Source organism: Paenibacillus sp. P4_A9, assembly GCF_056402415.1.
Map to the genome: position 1 here is coordinate 531380 of NZ_JBFUHL010000001.1, position 7936 is coordinate 539315.

5 protein-coding genes are annotated in these 7936 nt (G+C 47.3%); 1 reads left to right on the forward strand and 4 read right to left on the reverse strand.

What is annotated here, in order from left to right; translation table 11 throughout:
* Window positions 1-114 precede the first annotated feature (114 nt).
* Window positions 115-999, forward strand: coding sequence for a helix-turn-helix transcriptional regulator (locus AC1DVJ_RS02270; protein WP_477588027.1), 885 nt, complete (start codon window positions 115-117; stop codon window positions 997-999).
* Between the two features lie 21 nt (window positions 1000-1020).
* Here the strand turns inward: AC1DVJ_RS02270 and AC1DVJ_RS02275 are convergent, their stop codons facing one another.
* The 4 genes from AC1DVJ_RS02275 to AC1DVJ_RS02290 all read right to left on the reverse strand — a co-directional run bounded on the left by AC1DVJ_RS02275 (window position 1021) and on the right by AC1DVJ_RS02290 (window position 7852).
* Entirely contained in the window at window positions 1021-1920 is a 900-nt protein-coding gene (locus AC1DVJ_RS02275) for an aldo/keto reductase (protein ID WP_477588029.1), read from the reverse strand.
* 36 nt (window positions 1921-1956) lie between these two features.
* Window positions 1957-4839, reverse strand: a complete 2883-nt coding sequence (locus AC1DVJ_RS02280; protein ID WP_477588031.1) for a malectin domain-containing carbohydrate-binding protein — start codon at window positions 4837-4839, stop codon at window positions 1957-1959.
* A gap of 80 nt (window positions 4840-4919) precedes the next feature.
* Window positions 4920-6206: a Gfo/Idh/MocA family protein gene (locus tag AC1DVJ_RS02285; RefSeq protein WP_477588033.1), complete on the reverse strand. Its 1287-nt coding sequence runs from the start codon at window positions 6204-6206 to the stop codon at window positions 4920-4922.
* 110 nt (window positions 6207-6316) lie between these two features.
* Window positions 6317-7852, reverse strand: coding sequence for a DUF3502 domain-containing protein (locus tag AC1DVJ_RS02290; protein WP_477588035.1), 1536 nt, complete (start codon window positions 7850-7852; stop codon window positions 6317-6319).
* Between the last annotated feature and the right edge of the window lie 84 nt (window positions 7853-7936).

Genomic DNA, 7936 nt, shown 5'->3' on the forward strand with positions numbered 1-7936 from the left:
GCCGTTCGTATTTGGTCGAAAGCAACAGAGTTGTAACCAAAATCACACTTTTTAATAATATTGAAACCTTGTATACTAAAAACAGCAATCCTCACCCGTTCGGAGGTGTCCCCTGTGTTAAAGAAGCTTTATTTTATGGAGCCGCATGATACTCTAGAACAATTAAAGCAATACTATTTTCCACCGTATATTACGCTGGCTCACATCTTTAATGCCCCTAATGATTGGACGCTCAAACCGCGTATACTTAAGCAATTTCAGTTGCAGTATGTGATCGAAGGGATCGCAGACTATCAGATCAACGGTCGTGATTATGTAACTAGGCGCGGCGACCTATTGTTTCATAGACCCAACGAGATTCATCATGTCAGCACCCGTCCAGACCAACCGTATGTTTGTATTTCGATCGTGTTCCATTTTGGTGACACGGGTTTTCCAATTCAGCAGCTTGTTAATCTAGATGACGAAACTAGAACACATTATCTAGGGAATTACCACAATCACACTCTTGAACATAAGCTCACAGAGCTTGTCCATCATTATCGAATGCCCGATGTAAGGGATCATTTCCATTGTCAAAGTCTACTCACCCAAATCTTGTATCAGCTATCTACACAAAAGAAAGAGCTTGCCGTCCGGTCTTCCAAGAAAGAAGATGCAAACAGAGCTAAGCTCATCTTTATACGTAATTATTTGACTAACCATTTGCAGGATGGTTTTAAACATCAAGATCTGGAGAAGCTTTCCGGATGGAGCCGCAACTACATCATCACACAGTTCCGCAATGCCTTCGGCATGTCACCTATGCAATATCTAGTCTGGATTCGACTGGAAAAAGCCAAGGAACTCGCCTTACAATCGGGACTTTCCTTCGGTGAGATCGCAAATAGGGTCGGCTACACCAACATTCATGCATTCGCAAAAATCTTTAAGCGCAAGACAGGCATGAGCTTAAGTCAGTTCTGCAGCACTCTTTTTACAGATACGCCGGATCAATAATTCCTTAATTCATGCAGTAGCTCAGTTGAACAATTGCTGCCCTTGAAATAGCTCATACACTTTTTTCAGTTCTTCAGGATCCAAGCCCTTTCCATCACAGAAGGCCAAATTGGTTCGCAGTGAAGTAAGTGAAGCTGTCCCCGTTAGCGTGACATGAATATCAGGGTTGCCCAAGCTAAAACGCATGGCGGGTTCAATCAGCCCTTTAGGCTCGGACTTCCGTAAGAAGCCTATCATTTCCATTCGATCTTTGGCTCTTGCTTGCGTTTCATCGTCTAGAAAATGGGCTGGCGCATCAGCCAAAATACCCATCCCGAGCACACTGCCGTTGATCACGCCAACGCCCAACTCCTTGGCAAGCGGCAGCACTCCGTCTTTGGCTGTATGATCCAGTAACATATAGCGAGCATAAAATTGGATAGAATCGAAGAGCCTCGTATCCATAAATCTCATAAGCAACGGTAAATCTCGTGTGGTTACGCCAATATAACGGATTTTTCCTTCTTGTCTGAGTTTTTGCAGCGCGGGAACCGTTTCGTTCACAATAAGCTCATACGGTTGACTCTCCACATCATGAAGTTGTAAAAGATCAATCCAATCCGTTTGCAGCCGCTGCAAGCTATCTTCCACTGATTGGATCGTGCTGTTATAATCGTAGGTCATGTCCGACCTGACTGCTTTGGAGGCCAAAACGACACTGTCTCGGCGACCTATCAGCGCATTGCCTATGCGGCGCTCGGATTCTCCACGTCCATATAAGGGGGCAGTATCAATGAAATTGATACCCGAATCAATCGCCTCATGGATCAAGCGCTGTACTTCGCCTTCATCCGTCTTGCCAAAATCACCGGCCAGCGGAGCGCCGCCCAAACCAAGCTTGGATACCTTCAATCCCGTTTTACCAAATATCGTATACTCCATGTTATTGCTCCTTCTTTTTATTGAAGAGAACTCTGCCTATTCCCCTCTATCAGTTATGACAACTGTTTGGTTCAAATTGGGCGCTAATGCTGGGAAACGAAGCGGTTCGCCCTCAGCCATCGTCGCTTCAATGTAATACTCAAAGTCATCATTTATTTCCAAATCAAGCGAAATTTGATAAACACCGCGATTTACATGCGTGAAGTTTGCATTCTGAATTTCGTATTCTCCCAGAAACCTCCAGTATATTACCAATGCTCTAGGAGCAGCGCCGATGAGAATTGCTTTTAATTGAAGCGGCTCCCCTTTTGCTAAACTGGTGCGAACTGTCGGAACGATCAGGCGAGACTTGCCCGTGTAATTCGAAATCGGCATAGCGTCCAGCGGCAACGATTCCCCGAGCAGCTCCTCCAGCTCTTTGCCCGGCTTGTGCAGTTGGGTATGCATCGTCTGCTGCTGCACATTGGCGAATGTTCCGAGCTCCCCCGGCGTAGAAACAGTTGCCAGCAAATGGGCATTCATTTCCGCGTATTGACGTACAAGTTCCCTGCGGATGGGAAGCAGTTTTGCTTTCGCCATCTCCCGTTGTCGATCGTCTGAGTCTTCTTCTCTCACGGCCTCCATCGCCGCTTCGTACATTCCGAGCGTGCAGCCGATTTGGGCCGCGCTACGCAAATACAGGAACTGCTCCAACCAATAATCGAACCGATCCAGTTGTCCTGATCCGTTAACACGACTTCTTAATGCTTCCATCCTATCTACAAAAGCATAGAGCTCTACGACATCTGTCCATAAGGTACGGTTCACTACGATCGTGCTGCCTGGGCCTGATACCCAAGTGATTGGCCGTGGAAGCTTTCCGTCAATTTCGGTAAAAATAACTGCAATTTCTTCTGCTGCTTCACATCCGAACTGAGTTGCAGCCCAATCGGCATAGAAGTCACTAATCGGCAAATCTCGGTCTCGGTCTTTCAATTCCGGCAAATCCGCCTCGTAATCATCGACAGCCAGCCCTCCGCAATTGATATGACGCGAGAAAGCGAACCCTTCGAATTGGTTGATGCCATCGGTCATTCCCTCAACTACAATGGCACATAAAGACGGTTCCCCACTGTGTGTTTTAAAAGTGAGCTTCAGTACGCCATCCGACACTTTCACTTCTTCGATGGATCGCTCCCACGGCTTATTTAGACCGGCACCTGCGAAAATATCAACCTGGTATAACCGCTTGTCGATACCGCTGTTCGTGAATACATCGAAAACCCGTTTTCCTGTCCCAGTGACTTCCCACTCACGGAATTTCAACGTAACTTTATACATACCGTTAGGGATTTGCAGGCTGTAGCTTTTCGCGCCAACTCGCGCCGTATCGTATATGGACTCACTCGCTGCTTCCATTCGTTGAAGTGTCACAACCCGGCCTCCAGTGGATCCTTCTGCCGAATAAGGCTCCATCTCCTCTGCCCTGCCAAAGTTGTCATTCCATTCGCTTTGCTCCCATCCTGCATCGGCAAGTGCCGCAAGCGTTGGATCAACGACCTTCGTACGCCAATGAATGCCCATTAATCCATTGCATCCGTAAGCGTAAGCATCGGCGGCATCTTGCCGCATTCGTCCTGCCCACAGCTGTGGCAAATTCATTGCTGGATCGTCTTCCACCCATGGAATGGCCCATTTTGGGCGGTCTTGAATCGCATGAAATCCAGGTTCTACAAAATCGAAACCCAGATTTCGGTTAATACAGCTAAAAGGCACCGACTTCGGCAAATGACGATCGAATAACGTCCTATCGGCTTGCGGACCGAGCACCCACCCGCTAGTTGCGACTTGGATCGAAGGATTTACTTTCTCCGCCGCATCAATTGCTGTCTTAAAGTCATTCAAAGCAGCCTGCGTCTGTTTCTCGCTGTTGCCGCCCCACGTCCATGATTCAGGTGTCCACAGCCAGAAGTAGTCCAGCGGATGCAAGTATTTGATTCTAGTAAAGATACCCTCATAAAGCAGCTTCTTCGTTTCAGATGCATCTGGGTCCATTCCTTTGTCTATCAAGCGGTCCTTAACCTCCTGAGGGATCGTCAGAGGCGCTTCTGTTCCTAGGCAAGTCGAGATTCCGAGTGTGCTGGCATACGTAAAAACCGAATTTAGTAATTTACCGAACCGATTAAACAACTCGTTACTATGCTCCATCGTCTGCGGCCATGGCGCCATGTCTTGCATGTAGTCCGCTCCGTAGTCATCGCGTTCGAACAACTGGTCGCCGCCATCCGTATATGTACCAGTCGTTTGCGAGGCATAGCCCCACGCTCCATTGATCGTTGTAAAATGCCGAGACTGGTAGCTGCTTACTACCTCGCCGTTTTCTTTCACATCCTCAGCCAATCCGATCCAAGTTGCAGGTTCAGCGCTAGCGTACAAGTTTGTACGAGGCCGCTCGGGATACGTGTGCAAACCGATAAAGTTCATCCGCAGCTTCGGAAGCTGGGTAAGCACGCTTTTATAATCGTCCTCGTTCCACCAGTCGGGTCCTTCTGGAAAATCGTGAAATGGCAAAATACCACGCTGTTGGAACAACGGAGAGCTATTTTCGGCGATATCCATCACTTCCATCTGGATCAAGCGATCCGGGACAATGTCTCCATGTAGCCAGAACCGAATTCCGTAGTGCTCTGCCAAACGATAGGCAGCATAGAGCAGCCCGCCTTGTTGGCCCCCGGTCACGGCGATCCATCGCCCACCGCCTGCGGTAACTGTTTTCAACATATAGCTCTGCTCTGAAACGGATGAATGTCTCTCTTCCTGGACACCGATCAAATCGGTTATGAGCGGACGCTCGTAATACCCAACCACAAAGCCGCATGACTGAGCTGGAAGCTGATCTTCCGAAAGTAGAGGAAGAAGTACAGCAGTCCTTACATACAAATACCTCCGAATTTCTTTCGCTTCTCATGAAACGTCGCTTGTCTCGGGTACACAATAACCGCTGAATTCACCATATCAAATCACCCTTTGCATGTTTCTTGTGTAATCAGTTCCTGCTTATACTCAGCCAAGTGGATCACCTTGCTCTCCAACCGGGACTTTTCAGCAGCGAACGCCATAAGATGGCTTTGCACGGAAGCCTTTGCACCAGTTAACCCAGCCTCTTCCCCATCACTGCTCACTAACCGAACGAAATCCCGCATAATACCGTGATCGCCACCACCGTGGCCCTCCAAAGGCGAATCGAGAGAAATCTTTTCTTTTTCACCTGTTATGAAGCTTGTCACTTCGATTTCATTCCTATCCATATCTGCTCTGATTTGACCGCGAGAGCCCATCAGCTTCAGCGAGCGTCCCCCTTCATGCGTGAAAGCGCACATCGTGAAGGCAACTGTGACCTCATTCGCAAATTCCAGATTGACGACTTGATGATCCACGACATTGTTGTCGCAATGGTAGACGCATCTGCCATACGGTCCGTCTTTTAAAGCTTGCAGGACACCTTCATCGCTTGGATCGTTACTGACGACATTGCGCAGCACGATACCAACCCAGTCGTCTCTTTCCAGATACATTTTAGGTGCATAATAAGGGCATTCATGTTGAACCGGACAGCCGTCCAAACAGCGCAATGGCGCCCCTTCCGGTGCACTTTCGGAGCGAAAATGCGTTAGTGCTCCGAATGAGGAAACTTTCGTGCATTCTGAATCCACCAGCCATGACAAAATATCCATGTCATGACAGCTCTTTGCCAAAATCATTGGGCTGGACGTTTCGGAATCACGCCAGTTCCCTCTTACAAAGCTATGCGCTTGATGTCGATGTTCTACGTTTTCTGTATGCTGAATGGCAATAAGTCGGCCAATCGCTCCATCTACTAACAGCTGTTTAATCCGTGCAAAGAAATCGGTATACCGAAGCACATGGCAAATCGAAAATACCCGGTTATATTTTTCGGCGTATTCACCCATCACGACGCACTCGGTTGGGTTAGGCGACATTGGCTTTTCCAGCAAAACATGATACCCTTTCTCCAAAGCTCGAATGGCAGGCTCGTAATGCATTTTGTCCTGTGTACAAATGAGGACTGCATCCGCGATCTTCGGTCCTGCAAGCAGCTGCTCCCAGCTCTCGAATACATGCTCTTCCCCAACCGTGTGTGCCTCCTTGAAGCGTTCCCTTCTCACAGGGTCCATATCGGCAACGGCTACAAATTTCACTTCATCCGGGTACTTCAAAGCGTAAGTAGCATAAGCATCCGCGCCTCGTTGTCCGGCTCCAATTAATGCTGCTGTTATTTTAGTCATCTAGTCCTTTTCTCCTTCATGGGGCAAATTTGTTAAAAGGGGGCTTCCACACACTAACATATTGAAATGTCACTGGTTGAAAGCCCCCTATTGGTAATAATTAGTGCTGCTTATTTTCCTTTAGTAAGCTTCCATGCGTCGATTTGCTTCTGCTCTTCAGCAATGATTTTGTCGCTGCCGGCCTTTTTCAGCTTGTCGATGAACTCTGGTAAAAATTGAGCTGCATCAGCTGAACCCGTTGTCAGCAATGGAATGTATTGCGCGGTCACTGTAGCTGTTTGTGCAAGTTCGGCTTTCACTGGGTTTGGATCGAAAGTGAAACCAAGCAGCGGAGATCCAACTGCAGATTGATTCATTTTGATTGTTGAATCCGCAACGGCAGGACTCACAAAGTAACTGTTCAAAGAGTTTCCGATCTCCCAATCGAAATCAGGCGCATAGCCTCCGTCTTTGATTACTTCTTTTTTGCCTCCGTCTATTTTTTTGTAGTGTTTACCTTCAACTCCGTGAGCCAAAATATTGTATAGCTCTTTATCTTTAAATAACAGTTCAAGAAGCATAACGGCTCTTTCTGGGTTTTTAGATGTTTTGCTAATGCCGGTCATCGTTGCGATGATCGAGCTTGTCATCAAATACGGTTGCGTTAGTTTTGCGACGTAGGCAGGTTTTTCGCCAATCTTCGGTGGATTCGCTGGGTCATCAGCCCCAACATTACCATTGTTCAAGCTTGCGTTTTTACCTGCTTTGCGATCAGCTTGAGCGTCAGCTAGCGTGGCAGCGTCTTTTCGCATGTAGCCCTTTTGATACCAATCTCTCATCAAATTCACATACGATTTGAATTCGTCCGATTCGAATTGGTTAATGACTTTCACTGAACTATCCGTTAATTTGACCGTGCCTGGAATGTTTCGACCTGCAACTTCATCAAAGCCGTAGGCAACAAGATTTGTACCAAACGTACCGTTTTTATCTGTTTCATATGGAACCATATCTGAGTTGTTTTGTTTAACTTGAGCCAAAAATGGCGCTAGATCTTCCAGCTTTTTCACACTTTCCGGTTTGAAGCCGTATTTATCTGCAAGATCCTTTTGGAATGAAACTGCGTTCGTCATCGTCCAAACTTGGTAGTTCGGAATCGCATACAATTTTCCGTTGACCTTGGCTGCATCCCAACCTATTTTGGGAATCGTTTGCAGAATTGTCGGCGCATACTTTTGCAGAAGTTCATCCACAGGGATAAATACGCCTTTGCTCACGTTCTGATAATAGTTGTTCGCCCAGTTCGCTGTGAAAGCAAGATCATAGTTCTCGCCAGCAGCGTTTACGACTTGCATCTTTTGGTCAAAAGCGCCCCAATCGACGAATTTAAGATGAATCGTTGCATTCAGCTTTTCTTTCAAGATCTTGTTCATTGCTTCTTCAACAGAAGCAACATCGGCTGGAGGTGTACTGTCTAAATACCAAGTCAATTCAGCAGGCTCGAGCTTAGGTGCAGTGGATGCCGCTGGAGATACCGCTGTGGAAGCGGCCGGGGCTACCGATGGGCTGCTCGTTGTTTCACTTTTGGAACCGCATCCTGCCAAAACGCTTGTCATTACGAGACCGAGGGCAAGACCTACGCCTACTACTTTAAATGGTTTCTGCATAATTGAAAAAACCTCCCTGTATGTGTTTTCATCTATTGTAACGGCTTTGCCGCTGACAATCTGCTTCCATATTTAGCCTTTCAC

Excerpts from the sequence above, each read along its gene's own strand:
- AC1DVJ_RS02275 (WP_477588029.1), bottom strand. The coding sequence starts at position 1,920 with ATGGAGTATACGATATTTGGTAAAACGGGATTGAAGGTATCCAAGCTT.
- AC1DVJ_RS02285 (WP_477588033.1), bottom strand. The coding sequence starts at position 6,206 with ATGACTAAAATAACAGCAGCATTAATTGGAGCCGGACAACGAGGCGCG.
- AC1DVJ_RS02290 (WP_477588035.1), bottom strand. The coding sequence starts at position 7,852 with ATGCAGAAACCATTTAAAGTAGTAGGCGTAGGTCTTGCCCTCGGTCTC.